Source organism: Nocardioides panacis, from assembly GCF_019039255.1.
In the GTDB taxonomy this organism is placed as follows: domain Bacteria; phylum Actinomycetota; class Actinomycetes; order Propionibacteriales; family Nocardioidaceae; genus Nocardioides_B; species Nocardioides_B panacis.
The window spans coordinates 2,835,193-2,855,931 of record NZ_CP077062.1 but is presented as its reverse complement, the minus strand read 5'-3'; the positions used below and the strand labels follow the sequence as shown (position 1 = coordinate 2,855,931).

The window sequence follows — 20,739 nt, the reverse complement described above, 5'->3', positions numbered from 1 at the left end:
GAGCGCGCCCCCTCCACGCCCACACCCGGGAGCGCCGCGTGCGTGAGATCGTCGTCTTCTCCGGAAGCGCCCACCGTCCGCTGGCCACCGCCATCTGCGACAACCTCGGGGTGGGGCTGTCCTCGGTGGACATCAGCCGGTTCAGCAACGACTGCCTCCAGGCGCAGCTGCAGGCCAACTGCCGCCAGCGCGACGTCTACATCGTCCAGCCGCTGGTGCCGCCGACGCAGGAGCACCTGATGGAGCTGCTGCTGATGGTGGACGCGGCCAAGGGCGCCTCGGCGGCGCAGATCACCGCGGTGATCCCGCACTACGCCTACGCCCGCTCGGACAAGAAGGACGCCTCCCGGATCTCGCTCGGCGGCCGCCTCGTCGCCGACCTGCTGACCACCGCCGGGGTGAGCCGGGTGCTGACGATGACCCTGCACGCCCCGCAGGTGCACGGCTTCTTCTCGGTCCCGGTCGACCACCTGACCGCGCTGGGCGTGCTCGCCGAGCACTACCGCGACCAGGACCTGACCAATGCGGTCGTGGTCTCGCCCGACCTCGGCAACGCCAAGACCGCCACGCACTTCTCCCGGCTCCTCGGGCTGCCCGTCGCGGCCGGCAGCAAGCAGCGGCTGGCCGACGACCGGGTGGTCATCGACGCGATCGTCGGCGACGTGGAGGGCAAGCACGCGATCGTCCTCGACGACGAGATCGCCACCGGCGGCTCGATCGTGGAGCTCCTCGACAAGCTCGAGGAGCTCGGCTGCACCGGCGCCTCGGTCGCCTGCACCCACGGGCTGTTCGTCGGCAAGGCCGTCGAGCGGCTCCGGGACCACCCGATGATCCGGGAGGTGGTCACCACCGACACCGTCCCGGCGCCCGCGGACTGGCCCGAGCTGAAGGTGCGCTCGGTGGCCGAGCTGTTCGCCGAGGCGATCTCCCGGGTGCACGCGGGCGAGTCGGTCAGCAGCCTGTTCGACGGCGTGGACCCCTCGCTCGGGCCGCCGCAGCCGAAGCTCCCGTTCGACGCCTGACCCGTCCGTACGGCGGTCACGTGGGCGGACCGGCGGCGTACCTGGCACTCTTGGCCTCTCGGAACGCTGGAGGGTGCGAAAGATGTTGTATGAGGTCGTGCACGCCGTGCTGCCGCCCGTGGCGAAGCTCTACTGGCGACCCCGGATCGAGGGCCTGGAGAACATCCCGAGCTCCGGCCCGGTGATCGTGGCCAGCAACCACCTCTCGTTCGCGGACAGCATGGTCATCCCGTTCTTCGTGCCCCGCAAGGTCGTCTTCCTCGCGAAGGAGGACTACTTCACCGGCACCGGCATCAAGGGCGCACTCGTCCGCGGCTGGTTCGAGGGCATCGGCATGGTGCCCGTGGACCGCGACGACACCAAGGCCGCGCTGGCCTCCCTGGACATCGCGCTGGAGGTGCTGGGCCGCGGCGAGGCCTTCGGCATCTACCCCGAGGGCACCCGCTCGCGCGACGGGCGGCTCTACCGCGGCCGGACCGGGGTGGCGCACCTGGCGCTGACCTCCGGCGCGCCCGTCGTACCCGTGGGCCTGACCGGCACCGAGAAGATCCAGCCGGTCGGCACCACGTTCCCGCGCCGGGCCGACGTCACCGTCCGGTTCGGCGAGCCGCTGCAGTTCCGGGACACCTACGACGGGGTGCCCGCCGGCCGGGCCCGGCGCGAGGTCACCGACGTGATCATGAACGAGATCCAGAAGCTGTCCGGGCAGCCGTTCGCCGGCGTCTACAACGAGCGCCCCGCCGAGGCCTGAGCGCCAGCCGGCCGCGGGTGACCACCGTCGCACCGTGACGTCCGTCGCGTGAGCGGGGAGCAGGGGGCGGGTGGCACTACCGTAGGGCCCGTGGCAGACGCTCCGATCGGCATCTTCGACTCAGGCTTCGGTGGACTCACCGTGGCCCGTGCCGTGCTGGACCAGCTGCCGCACGAGCCGGTGCTCTACCTCGGCGACACCGCCCGCCAGCCCTACGGCCCGCTGCCGATCGGCGAGGTGCGGGAGTACGCCCTCGAGTGCCTCGACCACCTCGTGGCCCAGGGCGTCAAGGCCCTGGTCATCGCCTGCAACTCCGCCAGCGCCGCGGTCCTGCGCGACGCCCGCGAGCGCTACCCGGTGCCGGTGGTCGAGGTGATCCACCCCGCGACCCGTCGCGCGGTGGCCGCGTCCCGCACCGGCCGGATCGGGGTGATCTGCACCCGCGCGACCGCCGACTCGATGGCCTACGACGACGCGTTCACCGCCGCCCCGCACGTCACGCTGCACACCCGGGCGTGCCCGCGCTTCGTCGAGTTCGTCGAGGCCGGCGTGACCAGCGGCCCCGAGCTGATGGACGCCGCGCACGAGTACCTCGACCCGCTGACCTCGGTCGGCATCGACACCCTGATCCTCGGCTGCACCCACTACCCGCTGCTCACCGGCATCGTGTCCTACGTGATGGGCGACCAGGTGACGCTCGTCTCGAGCGCCGAGGAGACCGCCAAGGACGTCTACCGGCTGCTCGTCCAGCACGACCTCGAGCGCGACCCGGCCCTGCAGGCCCCCGAGCACCGGTTCCTGACCACCGGTCAGCCCTCCGAGTTCGCCGCGATCGGCCGGCGGTTCCTCGGCCCCGAGCTGGAGTCCGTGCACCAGCTCGCGCAGGCCACGACCTGGGCGGCCGTGTGAGGCTCACCGTCATCGGCTGCTCGGGCTCCTTCGCCGGCCCCGACTCGGCCGCCTCCTGCTACCTGCTCGAGGGCGAGCAGGACGGCCGGACCTGGCGGGTGCTGCTCGACCTCGGCAGCGGCGCCCTCGGCACGCTGCACCGCTACGTCGACCCGCTGAGCATCGACGCGGTGCTGCTCAGCCACCTGCACCCCGACCACTACTTCGACATCAGCGGTCTCTACGTCATGTGGAAGTACCACCCCGACGGCGCCCGCCCCCCGATCCCGGTCTGGGGCCCGCGCGGGGTCGCCGCCCAGTGCGCCCGCGCCTACGGCCTCGACCCGGCGAGCGGCATGTCCGCCGAGTTCGACTTCCACGAGTACGACGACCAGCCGATCCGGCTCGGCCCGTTCACGATCCGGCCCACCCGCGTCGTGCACCCGATCGCCGCCTACGGGCTGCGCGTCGAGGCGGACGGGCGGGTCGTCGCCTACTCCGGGGACACCGGCCCCTGCCAGGAGCTCGTCGACCTCGCCAGCCGCGCCGACCTGCTGCTCTGCGAGTCGGCGTTCGTGGAGGGCGGCGACAACCCCGTCGACCTGCACCTCACCGGCAAGCAGGCCGGCGCCACCGCCGCCGAGGCCGGGGCCGGCCGGCTGGTGCTCACCCACGTGCCGCCCTGGCACGACCCGGCCGTGCTGCTGGCCGAGGCCCGGGAGGCCTTCGACGGCCCGCTCGAGGCCGCGGTCACCGGGTCGACGTACGACCTGGGCTGAGGGGACCTAAGCCCCTGTGGGGGTGTTGCGCCCGAGCCCACGATGAAGGGGACGCAGCCCGTGCGTCCCCTTCTCACCGGTGGTTGTCATGTCATCGCTGGAACTCCTCTCGGCTGCCTCCTCGGGCAGCTACGTCCACGTGGGCGTCTTCCACGTCAGCGTCACCAACCTACTGATCATCGCGGCGATGGTCGTGGTGTTCGTGCTCGCGCTGCTGCTGCCGTTCCCGGGCTCGGGTGACCGGTCATGACCGCGCTGCGCACGACGACCGTCGGCGCGGCCGGCCACGAGCCGACGAACTGGACCACCCGGCTGCGCGCCCGGATCAGCGGGCTCGTCCCGCCCGGGGAGGCGCTGCCGGACCGCCAGCCTGCCTACGTGGTGTCCTGGATCTACGTGTTCGGCGTGCTGACGCTCGCCGCCCTCGTCGTGGTCCTGGCCTCCGGCGCGGTCCTCGCCGCCGGCGGGGTCGCCTGGTGGCACGTCTCCGGAGTGGGGCACTTCGTCAACTCCCTGCACCTGTGGAGCGTCGAGCTGATGTTCGCGTTCATGGTCATCCACCTGTGGGGCAAGTTCTGGATGGCGGCCTGGCGCGGCAAGCGGGTGCTGACCTGGGTGGTCGGCGTGCTGGCGTTCGTCACCTCGATCGGCACCGCGTTCACCGGCTACCTGACCCAGTCGAACTTCGACGCCCAGTGGATCAGCACCCAGGCCAAGGACGGCCTGAACGCCGTGGGCATCGGAGCGTGGTTCAACGTGCTCAACCCGGGCCAGATGCTCTTGTGGCACGTGGTGCTGCTCCCGGTGGCGGTCGGCGTGGTCACCCTGTGGCACGTCGTGCTGGTGCGCCGGCACGGCGTGGTGCCGCCCTTCGACGTCGAGCCGGGTGAGTGACGTGGCCACCACCAGCGTGCGGCGCCGCGGCACCTCGTCCACGTCGGCCGCGGGCACCCCCGACACGCACGACTTCCCCACCCGGCCCTACGACCTGGTCAAGGAGTTCGTGCTCGCCCTCGTCGCCGTCAGCCTGCTCACCACCGGGCTGGCCGCGGCCTTCTCGTCCCCGGACGAGCCCGCGATCACGATGCGGTCGTGGGCGCAGGCCGCTCCCGCCGACGTGCTCGCGACGGCCACCGCCGAGCTCGCCGGCACCAGCGCCAGCGCCACCTACGGTCCGCCGTACAACTCCGCCGCAGAGGGACAGAAGCTGCTCGGCATCCCGACCCAGAAGCTCGGCGGCGTGCGGATCCCGGTGGACTCCGCGTCGCTGGTGCTGCAGCCGCTCGCGATGGCCTCCGGCGACGCCCCGCTGCGCCTGGCGCTGGCCCGGTGGGCCGCCGCGGGCCCGGCCCAGCGGCAGGCCTGGGCCACCCGCTACGCGGACGCGCTCGCCACGGCGGGGAACGGCGCGGTGCCGCCGGCGGCCGGGTTCGGCCCGGTGCCGCTCCTGGCGACCCGCTTCCTCGCCCTGGCCCGGTCCGGCGGCCTGGAGGGCAGCCTGACCTCCGCCGGCACCTTCTACGGCACGGACCAGACCCGTCCGCTGCTGCTGCTCTCCGACGGCGCGTACCTCGAGGACACCGCCCGGGCCCAGCAGCTCGGCGGCGACCAGTGGGGGATGATGAACGAGACCGGCAACTACCCCGGTCAGCCCTGGATGTGGCTCTACACGTTCTGGTACCAGGTCAAGCCGTTCTCCACCTCCGACAACGCCGACGCGCAGGTGTGGGGCCTGATGCTCCTGCTGACCGCAGGGCTGATGTTCCTGCCGCTGATCCCCGGTCTGCGCTCGATCCCGCGCTGGATCCCGGTGCACAGCCTGGTCTGGCGGCGCTACTACCGCGCCCACGGGGCGGGCGGTGGTGGTCGGTAGGGTCGCCCGCATGACCCGAGCAGACGGACGAACCAACGACGAGCTCCGCCCCGTGACCATCACCCGCAACTGGCTGGACCACGCGGCCGGCTCGGTGCTGGTCGAGTTCGGGCGGACCCGGGTGCTGTGCGCCGCGAGCGCCAACGAGGGCGTGCCGCGCTGGCGCAAGGGCTCCGGCCTGGGCTGGGTGACCGCGGAGTACGCCATGCTCCCGGCCTCCACCAACACCCGTTCCGACCGCGAGTCGGTCAAGGGCCGCATCGGCGGTCGCACCCACGAGATCTCCCGGCTGGTCGGCCGCTCGCTGCGCGCGGTGATCGACTACCAGGCCCTCGGCGAGAACACCATCGTGCTGGACTGCGACGTGCTGCAGGCCGACGGCGGCACCCGGACGGCGGCGATCACCGGCGCGTACGTCGCGCTCGCCGACGCGTGTGCGCACCTCAAGGGCATCGGCGCGCTCAAGGGCGAGCCGCTCACCGGCTCGGTGGCCGCGATCTCCGTCGGGATCATCGACGGCGAGCCGCGCCTGGACCTGCCCTACGAGGAGGACGTCCGCGCCGAGACCGACATGAACGTGGTGATGACCGGCGACGGCGCCTACGTCGAGGTCCAGGGCACCGCCGAGGGCGCCCCGTTCGACCGGAAGATGCTGGACAGCCTGCTGACCCTGGCCGAGAAGGGCTGCGTCGACCTCACCCGGATGCAGCGCGAGGCACTCGCGGGATGACCCAGGTCTTCCTCGCGTCCCGCAACCCCAAGAAGCTGGTCGAGATGCGCCGCATCCTCGTGGAGTACGTCCCCGACGTGGAGGTGCTCGGCCTCGACGACGTGACGCCGTACGACGAGCCGGCGGAGACCGAGAACACGTTCGCCGGCAACGCGCTGCTCAAGGCGCGCGCGGCGGTCGCGGCCACGGGTCTGCCGTCGCTGGCCGACGACAGCGGGCTGTGCGTCGACGAGCTGAACGGGATGCCGGGCGTGCTGTCGGCCCGGTGGGCCGGGGTCGCCAAGGACGACGGCGCGAACAACCGGCTGCTGCTCGAGCAGCTCGCCGACGTGCCCGACGAGCGGCGGACCGCGCACTTCACCGCCGCGGTCGCCTTCGCCTACCCGGTGGGCGCGGGCGGCACCGCCGAGCACGTCGTGCTGGGCGAGATGCCCGGCCGGATCATCCGCGAGCTGCGGGGGAGCGGCGGGTTCGGCTACGACGTGCTGTTCGTCGCGGACGGCGGCGAGCGCACGTCGGCCGAGCTGTCGGTCGAGGAGAAGGACGCGATCTCCCACCGCGGCAAGGCGCTGCGCGAGATCGCCCCCGTCGTCGCGGACGTGCTCACCGGGCTGTGACTCACGCCCCGGGGTAGATCCGGAACCCGTGCATCCGCCGGTGCTCGAAGGCCTCGTAGAACGCCTCCGCGCCGTCGGTGATCAGGTCCATCCGCACGGTGTGGGTGGCCTGGAACGTCGCGACCGTGAGCAGCCGGGCGATGCCCCGGCGCCGGTGGGCGGGGTGCACGGCGACGAAGCTGAGGTGCGACTGCAGCACCCCGTCGCCGAGGGCCTGCGCCCAGCCGACGACCGCGTCGTCGACGAGCGCGACGTACGCCGCGGAGCCCGGGGCCGTGCAGACCGCCCGCACGGTCGCCGGGTCGGCCAGCGACGGCCACTGCACCGCGGTGCTCAGCCGGGCGATGCCCGCGGCGTGCCATTCCTCGAACGGCACGATCTCCACCGAGCTCATGACCGGTCCCGGGACGGGTGGGGGTGCGCCCGATGAGATTCGAACTCACACTGGGCCGGACCTAAACCGACTGCCTCTGCCATTGGGCTACGGGCGCGCAGGCCAGAGTCTAGGAGGCGAGGCCGAGGTCGCGCCGCAGCTTGGCGACGTGGCCGGTGGCCTTGACGTTGTACTGCGCCAGCTCGACCACCCCGGTCTCGTCGACGACGACCGTCGAGCGGATGACGCCCTGGACGACCTTCCCGTAGAGCTTCTTCTCGCCGTACGCGCCGTACGCCGTCAGCGTCTCCTTGTCGGGGTCGGAGAGCAGCGTGATCGTCAGCGAGTCGCGCTCCCGGAACTTCGCGAGCTTGGCCGGCTGGTCGGGGGGAGACGCCGAGCACCTCGTAGCCGGACGCCTGGAGCGCGTCGAGGGAGTCGGTGAAGTCGCAGGCCTGGGTGGTGCACCCGGGGGTCATCGCGGCCGGGTAGAAGTACACGATCACCTTGCGGCCGCGCAGGTGGGACAGCGTCACCTCCTCGCCGGTGTCCGAGGTCAGCGTGAAGTCCGGTGCGGTGTCACCGGGGGAGAGGCGGGAGTCGCTCACGGGTGGGTCCCTTCCTGGCCGGACGGAGAGTCCTTGTTGCACATCGTGTGCAATAACGTAGCCTGTGCATCAAGACGGTTCCGGGCTCGCACCCGGCTGAGGCTCAACGTACAAGGAGTGCCGCATGCACGTCCCGGACGGGTTCCTCGACGCACCGACCTCGGTCGCGACTGGCGCGGTGGCGGTCGTCGCCGTCGGAGTGGCGCTGCGCGGCGCGCGGCACGAGCTCGACGACAGGACCGCGCCGCTGGCCGGCCTGGTCGCCACCTTCGTGTTCGCCACCCAGATGCTGAACTTCCCGGTCGGCGCCGGCACCAGCGGGCACCTGCTCGGCGGGGCGCTGGCCGCGATCCTGGTCGGACCGTTCACCGGGCTGCTCTGCATGAGCGTGGTCTTCCTGGTCCAGGCGCTGCTGTTCGCCGACGGCGGCATCACCGCGCTGGGCACCAACATCGACCTGATGGGCCTGGTCACCGTGGTGGTCGGCTACCTCGTCTTCCGGCTGCTCCAGGCGGCGCTGCCCAAGCGGCTGTCGATGGTCGCGCCGGCCGCCGCCGTCAGCGCCCTGGTCTCGGTCCCGGCCGCTGCGCTCTGCTTCGTCGGCCTGTACGCCGTGGGCGGCCAGGCCCCGATCCCGCTCGGCGCCCTGGCCACCGCGATGGTCGGCTGGCACGTGCTGATCGGCGTGGGCGAGGCCGTGATCACCGGCCTGGCGGTCGGCAGCATCGTCGCGGTCCGGCCCGACCTGGTGCACGGTGCCCGGCGGGTGCTGGACAGGCGCACCCTCGAGGTCCGCGACGGCCGGGGGGTCGCCGCATGAGCAAGGTCTCCACGCGTGCCCTGGTCGTCACCGGCCTGCTCGTCGCGCTGCTCCTCGCCGGGGTGGTCAGCTTCTACGCCTCCCGCAGCCCCGACGGCCTGAACCGGGTCGCCGAGGACAAGGGCTTCTCCGGCACCCAGACCAGGCACGCCTCCGACGGCAGCCCGCTGGCCGGCTACGGCACCGCGGGCGTCGCCGACCAGCGGCTCTCCCGGGGCCTCGCCGGCGTGCTGGGCTGCGTCGTGGTCCTCACCCTCGCGGGCGGCCTGACCTACGTCGTACGACGCCGGGGCACCGCCGACGAGCGGCCCCGCCAGCACGCCGAGCACAGCGGGGCCTGACGTGGGCGCGGGGCACGGTCACAAGCTGCACTTCCACGGCCACTCGCCGGTGCACCGCGCACCCGCGCACCTCAAGGTCCTCGCGCTGCTCGGCTTCATGCTGCTCGTGGTCGCGGTCCCCCCGGGCTGGTGGCCCGCCTACGCCGGGTTCCTGCTGGTGCTGGTCGCGGTGGTCGCGGTCAGCCACGTCCCGCCGGCCTACCTCCTGCGGCGGATGGTCGTCGAGGTGCCGTTCGTGGTGTTCGCGGTGCTGATGCCGTTCCTCGCCAGCGGGCCGCGCGTCGAGGTCCTCGGGGTCCCCGTCAGCGAGCCCGGGCTCGCCGCGGCGGGCGCGCTGCTGGCGAAGGGCACGCTCGGCGTGCTGGCCAGCCTGACGCTGGCCGCCACCACCGAGCCCCGGCACCTGCTCGCGGGCCTGGAGCGGCTGCGGGTGCCGAACCTGCTGGTGCAGATCATGGGCTTCATGATCCGCTACCTCGACGTGGTCACCGACGAGATGGGCCGGATGAAGGTCGCGCGCGAGTCCCGCGGCTTCCGGGCCTCCCACGTCTGGCACTGGCCGGTCCTGGCCCGCTCGTCGGGCGCCCTGTTCATCCGGTCCTACGAGCGCGGCGAGCGGGTCCACCTCGCGATGCTGGCGCGCGGCTACACCGGCACGATGCCCGACACCAGGCCCGACACCAGGAGCGACCGCGCGTGAGCACCCCCGTCCTCGACGTCTCCGGGCTGGCCTACGCCTACCCCGACGGGCACCAGGCGCTGTACGGCGTCGACCTGCACGTCCACCAGGGGGGAGCGGGTCGCCCTGCTCGGCCCCAACGGCGCCGGCAAGACCACCCTGGTGCTGCACCTCAACGGCATCCTGGCCGCCGGCGCGGGCACCGTCTCGGTGTCCGGCCTGCCGGTGACCAAGGCCAACCTCTCCGAGGTGCGCCGCCGGGTCGGCGTGGTCTTCCAGGACCCCGACGACCAGCTGTTCATGGCGACCGTGCGCGACGACGTCGCGTTCGGACCGGCCAACCTGGGGCTGCGGGGGGCAGCGCTGGACCGGCGGGTGCTCGACGCCCTCGACCGGGTCGGGATGGCCGACTTCGTGGACCGTCCGCCGCACCACCTCAGCTTCGGCCAGCGCCGCCGGGTCGCGGTGGCCACGGTGCTCGCGATGGAGCCGGAGATCCTGGTGCTGGACGAGCCCTCGTCCAACCTCGACCCCGCGTCGCGCCGGGAGCTCGCCGAGATCCTCACCTCGCTCGACGTGACGGTGCTGATGGTCACCCATGACCTGCCCTACGCCTTCGAGCTCTGCCCGCGGTCCGTGGTGCTCTCCGACGGCGTGATCGTCGCGGACGGGGCGACGTACGACGTGCTCACCGACGACGCGCTGATGTCGGCCCACCGGCTGGAGCTCCCGTTCGGCTTCGATCCCCGCACGATTCGGACAGCGACGGCCGGGTAACGTTCGGGTCGACGCCTGCGACGACGTGGGCACAGCGCGACCCGAGGAGAACACCGTGGCCACCACCGACGCGAAGCCCGACACGCTCGAGAGCGACATCGAGGCCACCCGCGCGCGGCTTGCCGCCACCATCGACCAGCTCGCCTACCGGGCCAGCCCCAAGACGATCCTCAAGCGCGAGGTCAACGGCTTCAAGGCGCACTTCGTCGACGCGCAGGGCAGCCCGCGCACCGACAACATCCTCAAGGTCGCCGGCGGCGCGCTCGGCTTCGTCGTCTTCGTGGTCGTGATGCGCAAGGTGACCCGGTAGGCGTGACCGACAAGACGCCGATCCGGATGCTGCACGACCGGGTGCTGGTCTCGGTCGACAAGGACGGCGAGCGCCGCTCGAGCGGCGGCATCGTCATCCCGGCGACGGCTGCGATGGGCGGTCGCCGCCTCGCCTGGTCGAGGGTGGCCGCGATCGGGCCGCACGTGCGGATGGTCGAGGTCGGCGACCGGGTGCTGTTCGACCCCGAGGACAAGGCCGAGGTCGAGGTGAACGCGGAGACCTACGTGCTGCTGCGCGAGCGCGACCTGCACGCGGTGGCCGCCGAGCGCCTCGGCGACAGCCAGACCGGCCTGTACCTCTGACGGACATGCAGGAAGGGCCCCGCCGGATCCGGCGGGGCCCTTCCTGTGTGCGGTACGGGTGACGGGTCAGGCGCGGTGGCTGCCGCCGTCGGTGGTGCCCTCGGTGCCCGCGTCGGGTGCGCTGACCGCCTCGGTGCTGCCGTCGGGGTGCGTGACCGTGGTGGTCTCGTCGGTGTGCGTGCCGGTCTCCCGCGTGGCGGACTCGTGGCTGCCGGTCTCCCGCGTGGCGGACTCGTGGCCGGTCTCGTGGCCCGTCAGGCCCTCGGGGCGGGTGTAGTCCTCGCTGCGGGTGTCCACGTCGGGGTCCAGCTCGTCGGCCTGACGCAGGTTCTCGGCGTGCTGGTCGCGGTAGCCCGCGGCGGTCTGCTGGCGGTCCCGTGCCTCGGCCTGGAGGCGCTCGGCCTCGGCCTGCTTGCGGTCGGCCTCGGCGCGGGCCTCGGCGGCGCGGGCCTCGGTCTCCTTGGCGTGCGCCTCCCGCTGCTGGACGCCGGCGGCCTGGGCGGCGGCCTGCTCGCGCAGCTCACCGGCCCGCGTGCGGTTGCGCTCCTGCTTCTTCTTGCTGGCCGCGGCGACGACGGCCGCGATCACGGCGATCACCACGATGGCGACGATGACCCAGATGACCCAGGACGGCATGATGAGACTCCCATTCGTTCGGACGACCCTGCGGGTACCCCCCACCCGAGCGAGCAAACAACCGTCAGCCGAGCTGTCCGCGCAGCTCGGCCAGCACCCGGGCCAGGATCCGGGAGACCTGCATCTGGGTCACCCCGATCTCCTCGGCGATCTGCGCCTGGGTCTGCTGCCGGAAGAACCGTAGGTAGAGCACCTCCCGCTCACGCTCGGGGAGTGCGCGCACGGCCGGGGCCAGCATCACCCGCGCCTCGGCGTCGCTCAGCCCGGAGTCCTCCCCGGGGATCAGCTCGCCGAGCACCGCGCTGCCGTCGGCACCGACCGGGCTGTCGAGCGAGGTGGGGGTGAAGCAGCCGTCCGCGGAGAGCGCCTCGACCACGTCGTCCTCGGGCACGTCGAGGTACGCCGCGACCTCGCCGACCTTGGGGGAGCGGCCCAGCTGGTGGGTGAGCTCGCTGTCGGCGCGGCTCACGTCGGCCTGCAGCTTCTGGATCGGGCGGGGCGGGCGGACCATCCAGCCGAAGTCGCGGAACTGCCGCTTGACCTCGCCCTTCATGGTGACCACGGCGTAGGAGAGGAACTCCACGCCACGGTCCGCGTCGAAGTTGCGGGCCGCCTTCAGCAGCGCCATCGAGGCGGCCTGGGTGAGGTCCTCGTCGGCGATGCCGCGCCCGCGGTAGCGGCTGGCGATCGCCCGGGCGAGGCCCATGTGCAGCACCACCACCTCGTCCTGGAGCCGCTTGCGCTCCACCGGGTCGCTCTCGCGGGCCGCGCGCTGGAGGAGCCGGGCGCTGACCGCGGTCCGGCTTCCTGGGATCTCGATGTCGAAGGAGTCGAGCTCGTCCAGGGGTGCTGGTCGTACGTCGACGAGCTCTACCGGGCTGGCCACCATGGTCTCCGCCTCTTGTCTGAGCGAGGGACCGGCCGGGGGAACCGATCCTTGTTGCAGCCCCCGAGTTGTGCAGTCGTCTACCCGGGGTGGTGGCCGCAAAACACCAGGACGGGCGTCGGCCCCGCTGGTCTAGGCGAGCGCCGGCCGCGCGGGACGGCTCAGCCGCGGGTGAACGAGGCGTGCGTCATGCCCGCTCCGCGGCCCGCATTGACCTCGGCCAGGGCGACCAGATCCTCGGCCGTGGGCTCCCACAGCCCGGCGCGGACGTTGGCCACGACCTGCTCGGGCCGGGTGGCACCGGCGATCACGCTGCCCACCGACGGCTGGCCGGCGAGGCCGCCCAGGGCGACGTCGAGGAGGCCCACGCCGCGTTCGTCGGCGTAGGCCTGCAGCGCCTCGATGCGGTCCCAGTCGGCGCCCGCGAGCCGGTGCGCCTGGTTGTCCGCGCCGAGGCGGCTGCCGGCGGGGGCGTCCTCGCCGCGGCGGTACTTCCCGGTGAGCAGGCCGTAGGCCAGCGGGAAGTAGGCGATCAGGCTCATCCCCAGGTGCGACAGGGCCGGCAGCAGCTCCTCCTCGGCGGCCCGGTTGTAGAGCGAGTACTCGTTCTGCGCGGACACGAACGGGCGCAGGCCGGCCGTCGTCGCCGTCCAGTGGGCGTCGACGACCTCCCAGGCCGCGAAGTTCGAGCAGCCGACGTACCGCACCTTGCCCTCGGTGACGAGCTCGGTCAGCGCCTCGAGGGTCTCCTCGACGGGCGTGACCAGGTCGGGCTGGTGCAGCTGGTAGAGGTCGATGTGGTCGGTGCCGAGCCGGCGCAGGCTGGCCTCGACCGCCCGGCGCACGTAGCGCCGCGACGCCCGCGCTCCCCAGTCCGGCCCGTTCGCGCCGCCCATGTCCATGCCGAACTTGGTGGCCAGCACCACGTCGTCGCGGCGGCTGCCCAGGGCGCGGCCGAGCACCTCCTCGCTCGCGCCGGTGCCGTAGGTGTCCGAGGTGTCGAACAGCGTCACGCCGGCGTCGATCGCGGCGTCGACGACGGTCCGGGACTGCTGCTCGTCGATGCGGGAGCCGAAGGCGTTGGTGCCGAGGCCGATGGTGGAGACCATCAGGCCGCTGGGGCCGAGAGGGCGGTAGGTCATGTCGCTCATGTCCCCACCCAACCACCCGGCCGGTTCCCGGGTTCCGGCCCGGCTCAGTCGTGGGCGAGCTCCGGCTGGGTGACGCGCTGGTGCGCCTCCTCGAACCGCATCAGCATCCACAGCCCGACGGCCATGCAGGCCAGCGCCCCGACCTCGATGACCAGGAACAGCGGCGAGTGGCGCGGGACCTCGGAGAACACCGTGAACCCGAAGACCAGCGAGGTGAGCCCGTTGACGATGTTCAGCGCCGGCATCGACGCCGAGAGACCGGCGGTGCGGTAGGCCCGCTGGTTGGTGAGCACGCCTCCGGCGCCGACCAGCAGCAGCGCGTACGTCGGCCAGGCGGTCAGCATCGCGTCCACGCCGCCGTCGTTGAGCTCCTGGAGGGCGAGCTTCATGAAGCCGGCCACCAGCCCGAACAGCACGCCGCCCACGCAGCCGAGGAAGAAGGCCTTGCGACGCGGGTCGTCGCCCACCCGCCCGGCGGCCACGTTCGCGGCGAGCGCGACCACCACGCCGACAGCGGCGAGCGCGACGGTTCCCGCACCGAGACCCGCGGGCTCGCCCTCCGTGGGGTCGGAGGCGACCAGGAACACCGCGAGACCGAGGGCGGTGACCAGCACGGCCCGCAGCTCGCTCAGCGAGGGCAGCCGGCGGCTGATCGCCGCCCGCGCGGGCACCGCCCAGACGATGCCGCTGACCACGATCGGCTGGACCACGGCGATCGGGCCGGCGTGCAGCGCGCTCGCGTGCAGCGCGAATGCGCAGGTGGCGAGCACCTGGCCGACCAGCCACGGCGGACGGCGGACCAGGTAGCCGAGCAGCGCGAACACGCTGGCCGCCGAGGCGGGCGCCTTCTCGGCGGCCTGGTGCTGCACCGAGGAGGAGATCGCGAACGTCGCAGCGCTCAGCAGGGCGAGGGTCACCGCGAGCGCGTTCACGGGTGCCACTCTAGAGACTCGCTGGTCCGCTTCCTGCGACGACAAGCGAAGAGCCCCGGTCCGAGGACCGGGGCTGATCGTCTGCTGGTGCGCCATCAGGGACTTGAACCCCGAACCCGCTGATTAAGAGTCAGCTGCTCTGCCAATTGAGCTAATGGCGCGCGAAGCGAGGCAAACATTAGCAGCGGACCGGCCCGGCATGAAATCGGAGCCCCCCTGGGCGCTTCGTGACGTTTCGCGCCCCGCGGGGGACGGGAATCCTGCAGAGTGGGAGCAGCGCGGGGATTTCGCGGCACGATCTCGGATCTCGACCCATCCGCACGGCATGGGGCCGCGAACCACCCTCAGAACGACGGTCGATCTGGGGATGTCGAAGGAGGCGCACGCATGTCCGAGCCGGGTCTGAGACTGGTGCCTGCTCACGGCGGCGCCGACGTGGAGGCGCTGGTGGGTCGCGTCGCACTGGGCGACTCCCGTGCCTTCGAGGCCCTGTACGACGAGCTGTCCTCGGCCGTGTTCGGGCTCGCCCGCCGCGTGGTGCGCGATCCCGCCCGGGCCGAGGACGTGACGCAGGAGGTCTTCCTCGAGGTCTGGCGCAAGGCGGCCCGGTTCGACAGCGGGCTGGGCAAGGCGAAGACCTGGGTGATGACCATCGCCCACCGGCGCGCCGTGGACGCCGTACGGCGCAACGAGTCGCAGAAGCGCCAGGACGTGAGGTCGATGCCCGACGAGGTCAGCCACGACGAGCCGGCGGACACGCTGATCGCGGCCGAGGAGCACGGCGCGGTGCGGGAGTGCATGGAGACCCTCACCGACCTGCAGCTCGAGTCGGTGCGGCTGGCCTACTTCAACGGCTACACCTACAGCGAGGTGGCGAGTCTCCTGGACAAGCCGCTGCCCACCATCAAGACGAGAATGAGGGACGGACTGATCCGTCTCCGAGACTGCCTGGAGGGGCAACGATGAGCACCGATCTGCACACGCTCTCGGGTGCCTACGCCGTCGACGCGCTGAGCGCCGAGGAGGCCCAGGCATTCGACACCCACCTGGAGGAGTGCCAGGCCTGCCGCGACGAGGTCCGCGAGCTGCAGGAGGCCGCGGCCATGATGGGCGCCAGCGAGGCGCGTGCCGCCCCGCCGGCTCTCAAGGCCCGGGTGCTCGCCGCCGCCGACCAGCTCCCGCAGCTGCCGCCGAAGGTGACCTCCCTCGACGCCGCGCCCAGCCGTCGGTGGACGGCGCGGGTGCTGTCCGCGGCCGCCGCGGTCGTCCTGGTCGTCGCCGCGGGCTTCGCGGTCAGCCAGAACCGTCCGGACCAGCCGAGCATCACCGCCTCGACCGCCACGGTCTTCGCGGCGCAGGATGCCCACACCAAGACGGTGAAGACCGACCGCGGCTCGCTCACGGTCGCCACGTCACCCAGCCTGGGCCGGATGGCGGTGCAGACCGACGGCCTGCAGAAGCTGCCCACGAGCCGGGCCTACCAGATGTGGACCATCCACGCCGGCACGGCGACCTCGGCCGGCCTGATCGAGAACCTCAAGGCCGGCAAGGTGATGTCCATGCCGAGCGCCGGTACGACGGTCGCGATCACGGTCGAGCCGGCCGGCGGGTCGACCGAGCCCACGAGCAAGCCCATCGTCACGGTCGACCCCGAGCAGGTCTGACCCGGCGCGCGTTCCAGCCCCGGGGGGTGCTGCTGGAACGCGGGCGCGGTCAGCGGTCCCGGAGCGAGTCCAGCACGGCCTGTGCCGCGTTGTGACCGCCGAGCCCGCTGACCGCACCACCCCGGCGTGCGCCGGAGCCGCAGAGCAGCACGTTCGGCAGGTCGGTGGCCACGCCCCACCGCTGGGCGGGGGAGTCCAGGCGGGCCCGGTTCGGGGCCCACGGCCACGCCAGGTCGCCGTGGAAGATGTGCCCGCCCGGCATCGCGAGCGCCTCGTCGATGTCCTGGGGCGCCTTCGCCTCGAGGCACGGCCGTCCGTCGCGGTCCACCGCGAGCAGTGACTCCAGCGGCTCCTCGAGGACCTCGTCGATGGCGTCGAGGGCCCGCTGCACGGCCACGTCGCGGCGGCCGGCGACGTCGCCGGCGAACGCCCGCGCGGGCGTGTGCACCCCGAAGTAGGTCAGCGTGTGCATCCCCCGGGCGGCCAGCGGCCCGAGGATCGAGGGGTCGGTCAGGGAGTGGCAGTAGAGCTCGCCGGGCTGCCGGGTGGGCAGTCCGCCCGCCTCGGCCTCCGCGTAGGCCTGCTGCAGCTCGCTGTAGTCCTCGGCGACGTGGAACGTCCCGGCGAACGCGTTCGACGGCGTCTCGCCGGACTTCAGCCGGGGCAGCCGGTCGAGCAGCAGGTTGATCTTGAGCTGCGAGCCCTCGGGCCGCTCGCCGGCGTCCTGGCCGAGCAGCAGCTGCAGCACCCACGGGGCCACGTTGGACAGCACCCACTCGCAGGAGGTGGTCCGCGACGACTCGCCGTCGTGCCAGGTCACGCTCGCGCGGGTGCCGTCCGACTCGATGCCGCTCACGCCGGCGCCGGTGACGATCGTCGCCCCGGCCTTGCGGGCGGCCGCCGCGAGCGAGTCGGTGACCGCGCCCATGCCGCCGACCGGCACCCGCCACTCGCCCGAGCCGTTGCCGATCAGGTGGTAGAGGAAGCAGCGGTTCTGCACCAGGGACTCGGCGTTCATGTCGGCGAAGGTGCCGATGAGCGCGTCGGTGGCGACCACCCCGCGCACGGTGTCGTCGGCGAAGCGGTCCTCGATGACCCGGCCCAGCGGCTCCTCGACCAGGTGGTCCCACGTCCGTCCGTCCACGAGCGCCCGGGCCTCCCGCGCGGTGCGCAGCGGCTCCAGCAGCGTGGGCGCGAGCGCCTCGGTGAACTCGCGGACCTCGCCGTAGAACGCCCGCCAGGCGTCGTACTCCTGGTCGGAGCCGGTCAGCTTCCGGAAGGACTCGGCGGTGGCGGTGCCCTCGGTGCGCTCGACGAACAGTCCCGAGTGGGTGCCGTCGCGGTGCACCGGGGTGTAGGAGGCCACCGTCCGCGAGCGCAGGTCGAGGTCGAGCCCCAGGTCGGAGATGATCCGGTCCGGCATCACGCTGACGAGGTAGGAGTAGCGCGAGAGCCGCGCCGGCAGGCCGGCGAACGGGCTGGCGCTGACGGCGGCCCCGCCGGTGGTGTCGAGCCGCTCGAGGACGAGCACCGACAGGTCCGCCTGGGCGAGGTACGTCGCGGCGACGAGGCCGTTGTGGCCGCCGCCGACGATCACGACGTCGTAGGACTGCAGGGTGTCGGTGCTCATCGTCGGAACGCTACCGGTCGGCCTACCTGGTCCGGACGACCCTGGTGGAATGTTTAGGATTCAACTACTGTTGCCCCGAGGTCCGTTGCCACCCGAGGAGGCACCATGCCCGCCGTCACCGTCGAAGATCTGACCGTCCTGCCCCGCCTGCACGCACCCGGGCTCGGCGACACCGTCCGGCCCGTGCAGGGCGTGACGACCGCCCCGCGCGGCTTCGAGGGGGAGGGCTTCCCGGTCCGCCGGGCCTTCGCCGGCGTCGACCTCAGCCTGCTCGACCCGTTCGTGCACATGGACCAGATGGGCGAGGTGGAGTACGCCCCGGGCGAGCCCAAGGGCACCCCGTGGCACCCGCACCGCGGCTTCGAGACCGTCACCTACATGATCGACGGCGTCATGGACCACCAGGACAGCCAGGGTGGCGGCGGCTCGATCACCAACGGCGACACCCAGTGGATGACCGCCGGCTCGGGGATGCTGCACATCGAGACGCCCCCGGAGTGGCTGGTCGCCTCCGGCGGCCTGTTCCATGGCGTGCAGCTGTGGGTGAACCTGCCGCGCGACCAGAAGTGGGCGACCCCGCGCTACCAGGACCTCCGCTCCAGCCAGCTCGGTCTCGTGACCACCGCGGACGCCGGCGCGCTCGCCCGGATCATCGCCGGCGACGTGGCCGGGCACACCGGCCCGGGCTCCACGCACACCCCGATGGCGATGGTGCACGGATCGCTGGCGCCCGGTGCCCGGCTCGACCTGCCCTGGAACCCGGAGTTCAACGCCCTGGTCTACGTGCTGGCCGGCACCGGCACCGTCGGGCTCGAGCGCACCCCGGTGCAGGCGGGCCAGCTCGCCGTGCTCGGCGCCGGCGACTTCGTCTCGGTGAGCGCCGCGGACCGGCAGGACGGCCGCACCCCCACGATGGAGGTGCTGGTGCTCGGCGGCCGCCCGATCCGGGAGCCGGTCGCCTGGGGCGGCCCGTTCGTGATGAACACCAAGGCCGAGGTGCTGCAGGCGTTCGAGGACTTCCAGAAGGGCCGGATGGGCCAGGTGCCCGTCGTGCACGGCCTCTCCAACGACGTCACCGAGGGCTGACGCACAGCCCGCCGGCGCTGCTCAGGCCTCGGGCAGCGCCCAGGCGTCCTCGCGGACCAGGGGTACGACGGTCCCGTCGGCGGTGAGGCCGTCCACGTCGACGCCCGGACCACCGATCACCACGTCGGTGTGCGCCGCGGAGAAGTTCAGGCCGAGGGCGCGCAGCTCGTCGGCGCTGCGGGACAGGCCGTCGGGCACGCAGAACGGGAAGCCCTGGCCCCAGGCGACGTGGCAGCCGGTGTTCTCGTCGAACAGGGTGTCGTGGAACGTGACACCGGCGGCCCGGACCCGCGAGGAGCCCTCCACCAGCGACACCTCGCCGAGGCTGCGGGCGCCCTCGTCGCTGTCGAGCTGGGCCCGGACCGCCTCGACCCCGGTCGACGCGGTCGCGTCCACGATCCGGCCGTTGGCGAACGTCACCACGAGGTCCTCGACCAGGACGCCGGCCCCGGGCAGGACGAGCGGCCGGGTGGTCCGGATCACCCCGTCGGCCCGCTGGCGGTCCGGGCTGGTGAAGACCTCCTCGGTCGGCAGGTTGGGCATGTAGGCCACGCCCGCCGACGTGGCCAGGCCGCCGCCGGTCCAGACGCAGTCGTCGATCAGGCCGACGGTCAGGTCGGTGCCCTCGCCGTGGTAGCGCACGGCGTCCAGCCCGAGGTCGGTCAGCACCCGGGCGCGGGCGCCGAGCCGGTCCCGGTGCCGGCGCCACTCCTCGACGACGTCCTCCGGACCGCCCGCGTCGAGCCGCATCGCCACCGACACGGCCTCCCACAGCCGCTCCAGGTCCGGCTCGCCGAACACCTGGGTCGCCCAGCCCTCGTTGGGGGCCGCGACGATCGTCCACTGCACCTGGCCGCTCATCATCATCTCGCGGCTCCGGTTCGCCAGCTCACGGCTCACCAGCACCGTGCGGGCCGGGTCGATCCCGTCGAACACGTGCGGGTCGGGGTTGCCGGTGAGCCGGATGTAGGCGAGTCCCTGGGTGGTCCACTCGTCGATGCGGTCGAGCTCCCAGCGCGACGACGACGTCAGCGCCGCCTCGGGGGCGTGCCGGAGGGCGGACCGCCGTACGTAGGGGTCGTGGTACTCCACGAGGACCCGCGCGGCGCCGGCCGCGTAGGCCTGCTCGGCCACGGCACGGGCGATCGGGGCGTGCGACACGTCGGCCGAGACCAGGACCTCCTGGCCGGGCTGCACGTGGGCGCCCACGTGCACGACGAGGGCGGCGTAGGAGTCGATGCGGTCGGTATCGGCGCTCATGCGCGAAACCTACCGGTCGGGAGCGGCCCGAGCGGTCAGGGCGAACCGGGGGAGGCTCAGGCGGTGGCGGGGACGCGCAGCGTGGAGCCGAAGGAGTCCACGGTGGTGGAGATCAGCCGGTTGCGCAGGTTGCGGGGCTCGACGACCGCGGCGACGAGGGCGAAGAGGTCGCTGGCGCGGGGCGTGATCGACTCGACGCGGACGACGTACTGCTCGCCGTCGGGGCCGGAGAGGCGGACGCGCTCGCCGTGCTTGAACGGCGCGGGGGACACCGGGCTGAGGTGGTCACGCTGGCTACGTGCACTCTGCATAACGCTCATGACTGGCCCTCCCTGGACGTCTTGGTAACTGGTGTATCGACCGGGGCCGGGGACTTCTTGAGCCTCTGGCGAAACCTTTACCAAACACGCCCAGAACGGGCGAGAACGACGAGAGCCGCAGGTCGGACGAGGTCCGGCCTGCGGCTCTTCTGCGTGGGGTGAACGACGGGACTTGAACCCGCGACATCCGCGACCACAACGCGGCGCTCTACCAGCTGAGCTACGCCCACCATGGCTGTCGGCCCCTCCGGGACCGTGGCGAGACGATCAGGAGAAGCCGAAG

At 72.6% G+C, this 20,739-nt stretch carries 26 protein-coding genes, 3 tRNA genes and 1 pseudogene; 18 read left to right on the top strand and 12 right to left on the bottom strand.

Annotation, left to right across the window (positions count from 1 at the left end; all coding sequences use genetic code 11):
• Window positions 1–38 precede the first annotated feature (38 nt).
• From KRR39_RS13925 to rdgB, 9 genes are all read left to right on the top strand, one after another.
• Window positions 39–1,022 carry a ribose-phosphate diphosphokinase gene (locus KRR39_RS13925; RefSeq protein WP_216937719.1) on the top strand — a complete coding sequence of 328 codons (984 nt, stop codon included), beginning with the start codon at window positions 39–41 and terminating at the stop codon, window positions 1,020–1,022.
• An 82-nt stretch (window positions 1,023–1,104) separates the two neighbouring features.
• Window positions 1,105–1,773, top strand: coding sequence for a lysophospholipid acyltransferase family protein (locus KRR39_RS13920; protein WP_254185136.1), 669 nt, complete (start codon window positions 1,105–1,107; stop codon window positions 1,771–1,773).
• A 90-nt stretch (window positions 1,774–1,863) separates the two neighbouring features.
• The gene (gene murI / locus KRR39_RS13915) at window positions 1,864–2,682 is read left to right on the top strand and encodes a glutamate racemase (protein ID WP_216937717.1); all 819 of its coding nucleotides are present in this window, start codon (window positions 1,864–1,866) and stop codon (window positions 2,680–2,682) included.
• Window positions 2,679–3,440, top strand: a complete 762-nt coding sequence (locus tag KRR39_RS13910; RefSeq protein ID WP_216937714.1) for an MBL fold metallo-hydrolase — start codon at window positions 2,679–2,681, stop codon at window positions 3,438–3,440. Before murI ends, KRR39_RS13910 begins: the two co-directional genes overlap by 4 nt.
• Before the next feature lie 88 nt (window positions 3,441–3,528).
• On the top strand, window positions 3,529–3,690 hold the full coding sequence (locus KRR39_RS13905; protein WP_216937712.1) for a hypothetical protein: 162 nt from the start codon (window positions 3,529–3,531) through the stop codon (window positions 3,688–3,690).
• Entirely contained in the window at window positions 3,687–4,334 is a 648-nt protein-coding gene (locus KRR39_RS13900) for a cytochrome b N-terminal domain-containing protein (RefSeq protein WP_216937710.1), read from the top strand. The genes KRR39_RS13905 and KRR39_RS13900 overlap by 4 nt, the downstream gene beginning before the upstream one ends.
• A gap of 1 nt (window position 4,335) precedes the next feature.
• Window positions 4,336–5,313 (top strand): hypothetical protein, encoded by a 978-nt coding sequence (locus KRR39_RS13895; protein WP_216937707.1) that lies wholly within the window; start codon window positions 4,336–4,338, stop codon window positions 5,311–5,313.
• 10 nt (window positions 5,314–5,323) lie between these two features.
• Window positions 5,324–6,043 carry a ribonuclease PH gene (gene rph, locus KRR39_RS13890; protein ID WP_216937704.1) on the top strand — a complete coding sequence of 240 codons (720 nt, stop codon included), beginning with the start codon at window positions 5,324–5,326 and terminating at the stop codon, window positions 6,041–6,043.
• Entirely contained in the window at window positions 6,040–6,660 is a 621-nt protein-coding gene (gene rdgB, locus KRR39_RS13885; RefSeq protein WP_216937702.1) for an RdgB/HAM1 family non-canonical purine NTP pyrophosphatase, read from the top strand. Before rph ends, rdgB begins: the two co-directional genes overlap by 4 nt.
• A gap of 1 nt (window position 6,661) precedes the next feature.
• Here the strand turns inward: rdgB and KRR39_RS13880 are convergent, their stop codons facing one another.
• From KRR39_RS13880 to bcp, 3 genes and pseudogenes are all read right to left on the bottom strand, one after another.
• A complete protein-coding gene (locus KRR39_RS13880) occupies window positions 6,662–7,054 on the bottom strand; it encodes a GNAT family N-acetyltransferase (RefSeq protein WP_216937700.1) in 393 nt (130 codons plus the stop codon).
• A gap of 24 nt (window positions 7,055–7,078) precedes the next feature.
• Window positions 7,079–7,151 (bottom strand) — tRNA-Leu (locus KRR39_RS13875).
• A gap of 12 nt (window positions 7,152–7,163) precedes the next feature.
• Window positions 7,164–7,641: pseudogene (bcp, locus tag KRR39_RS13870) on the bottom strand (thioredoxin-dependent thiol peroxidase).
• 124 nt (window positions 7,642–7,765) lie between these two features.
• Between bcp and KRR39_RS13865 the strand changes: the two are divergent.
• The 6 genes from KRR39_RS13865 to KRR39_RS13840 all read left to right on the top strand — a co-directional run bounded on the left by KRR39_RS13865 (window position 7,766) and on the right by KRR39_RS13840 (window position 10,891).
• The gene (locus KRR39_RS13865) at window positions 7,766–8,461 is read left to right on the top strand and encodes an energy-coupling factor ABC transporter permease (RefSeq protein WP_216937699.1); all 696 of its coding nucleotides are present in this window, start codon (window positions 7,766–7,768) and stop codon (window positions 8,459–8,461) included.
• Complete coding sequence (locus tag KRR39_RS13860; RefSeq protein ID WP_216937696.1) at window positions 8,458–8,802, top strand: PDGLE domain-containing protein; 345 nt, start codon at window positions 8,458–8,460, stop codon at window positions 8,800–8,802. Before KRR39_RS13865 ends, KRR39_RS13860 begins: the two co-directional genes overlap by 4 nt.
• Window position 8,803: 1 nt before the next feature.
• Window positions 8,804–9,502, top strand: coding sequence for a cobalt ECF transporter T component CbiQ (gene cbiQ / locus KRR39_RS13855; protein WP_216937694.1), 699 nt, complete (start codon window positions 8,804–8,806; stop codon window positions 9,500–9,502).
• Between the two features lie 105 nt (window positions 9,503–9,607).
• Window positions 9,608–10,258: an energy-coupling factor ABC transporter ATP-binding protein gene (locus tag KRR39_RS13850; protein ID WP_367303744.1), complete on the top strand. Its 651-nt coding sequence runs from the start codon at window positions 9,608–9,610 to the stop codon at window positions 10,256–10,258.
• A 55-nt stretch (window positions 10,259–10,313) separates the two neighbouring features.
• Window positions 10,314–10,568, top strand: coding sequence for a DUF3618 domain-containing protein (locus KRR39_RS13845; RefSeq protein ID WP_216937692.1), 255 nt, complete (start codon window positions 10,314–10,316; stop codon window positions 10,566–10,568).
• A 26-nt stretch (window positions 10,569–10,594) separates the two neighbouring features.
• Complete coding sequence (locus KRR39_RS13840) at window positions 10,595–10,891, top strand: GroES family chaperonin (RefSeq protein ID WP_216942651.1); 297 nt, start codon at window positions 10,595–10,597, stop codon at window positions 10,889–10,891.
• A 66-nt stretch (window positions 10,892–10,957) separates the two neighbouring features.
• Here the strand turns inward: KRR39_RS13840 and KRR39_RS13835 are convergent, their stop codons facing one another.
• From KRR39_RS13835 to KRR39_RS13815, 5 genes are all read right to left on the bottom strand, one after another.
• Window positions 10,958–11,527 (bottom strand): hypothetical protein, encoded by a 570-nt coding sequence (locus KRR39_RS13835; protein WP_216937690.1) that lies wholly within the window; start codon window positions 11,525–11,527, stop codon window positions 10,958–10,960.
• A gap of 64 nt (window positions 11,528–11,591) precedes the next feature.
• Window positions 11,592–12,416, bottom strand: coding sequence for a sigma-70 family RNA polymerase sigma factor (locus KRR39_RS13830; RefSeq protein ID WP_216937688.1), 825 nt, complete (start codon window positions 12,414–12,416; stop codon window positions 11,592–11,594).
• 158 nt (window positions 12,417–12,574) lie between these two features.
• Entirely contained in the window at window positions 12,575–13,564 is a 990-nt protein-coding gene (locus KRR39_RS13825) for an aldo/keto reductase (RefSeq protein WP_216937686.1), read from the bottom strand.
• Window positions 13,565–13,608: 44 nt separating this feature from the next.
• Window positions 13,609–14,496, bottom strand: a complete 888-nt coding sequence (locus tag KRR39_RS13820; protein ID WP_216937684.1) for a DMT family transporter — start codon at window positions 14,494–14,496, stop codon at window positions 13,609–13,611.
• 85 nt (window positions 14,497–14,581) lie between these two features.
• Window positions 14,582–14,657, bottom strand: a tRNA-Lys gene (locus KRR39_RS13815).
• Between the two features lie 226 nt (window positions 14,658–14,883).
• Here KRR39_RS13815 and sigK point away from each other — a divergent pair.
• Window positions 14,884–15,462, top strand: coding sequence for an ECF RNA polymerase sigma factor SigK (sigK, locus tag KRR39_RS13810; RefSeq protein WP_216937682.1), 579 nt, complete (start codon window positions 14,884–14,886; stop codon window positions 15,460–15,462).
• Window positions 15,459–16,160 (top strand): anti-sigma factor, encoded by a 702-nt coding sequence (locus KRR39_RS13805; protein ID WP_216942649.1) that lies wholly within the window; start codon window positions 15,459–15,461, stop codon window positions 16,158–16,160. The genes sigK and KRR39_RS13805 overlap by 4 nt, the downstream gene beginning before the upstream one ends.
• A gap of 49 nt (window positions 16,161–16,209) precedes the next feature.
• Here the strand turns inward: KRR39_RS13805 and KRR39_RS13800 are convergent, their stop codons facing one another.
• Window positions 16,210–17,790 carry a phytoene desaturase family protein gene (locus KRR39_RS13800; RefSeq protein ID WP_216937680.1) on the bottom strand — a complete coding sequence of 527 codons (1,581 nt, stop codon included), beginning with the start codon at window positions 17,788–17,790 and terminating at the stop codon, window positions 16,210–16,212.
• Window positions 17,791–17,895: 105 nt separating this feature from the next.
• Between KRR39_RS13800 and KRR39_RS13795 the strand changes: the two genes are divergently transcribed.
• Window positions 17,896–18,876 carry a pirin family protein gene (locus tag KRR39_RS13795; protein ID WP_216937678.1) on the top strand — a complete coding sequence of 327 codons (981 nt, stop codon included), beginning with the start codon at window positions 17,896–17,898 and terminating at the stop codon, window positions 18,874–18,876.
• Window positions 18,877–18,897: 21 nt separating this feature from the next.
• Here KRR39_RS13795 and KRR39_RS13790 read toward each other — a convergent pair whose 3' ends face one another.
• From KRR39_RS13790 to KRR39_RS13780, 3 genes are all read right to left on the bottom strand, one after another.
• Window positions 18,898–20,136 (bottom strand): aminopeptidase, encoded by a 1,239-nt coding sequence (locus KRR39_RS13790; protein ID WP_216937677.1) that lies wholly within the window; start codon window positions 20,134–20,136, stop codon window positions 18,898–18,900.
• Window positions 20,137–20,192: 56 nt separating this feature from the next.
• Entirely contained in the window at window positions 20,193–20,447 is a 255-nt protein-coding gene (locus KRR39_RS13785; protein ID WP_216937674.1) for a hypothetical protein, read from the bottom strand.
• A 163-nt stretch (window positions 20,448–20,610) separates the two neighbouring features.
• Window positions 20,611–20,686, bottom strand: a tRNA-His gene (locus KRR39_RS13780).
• Between the last annotated feature and the right edge of the window lie 53 nt (window positions 20,687–20,739).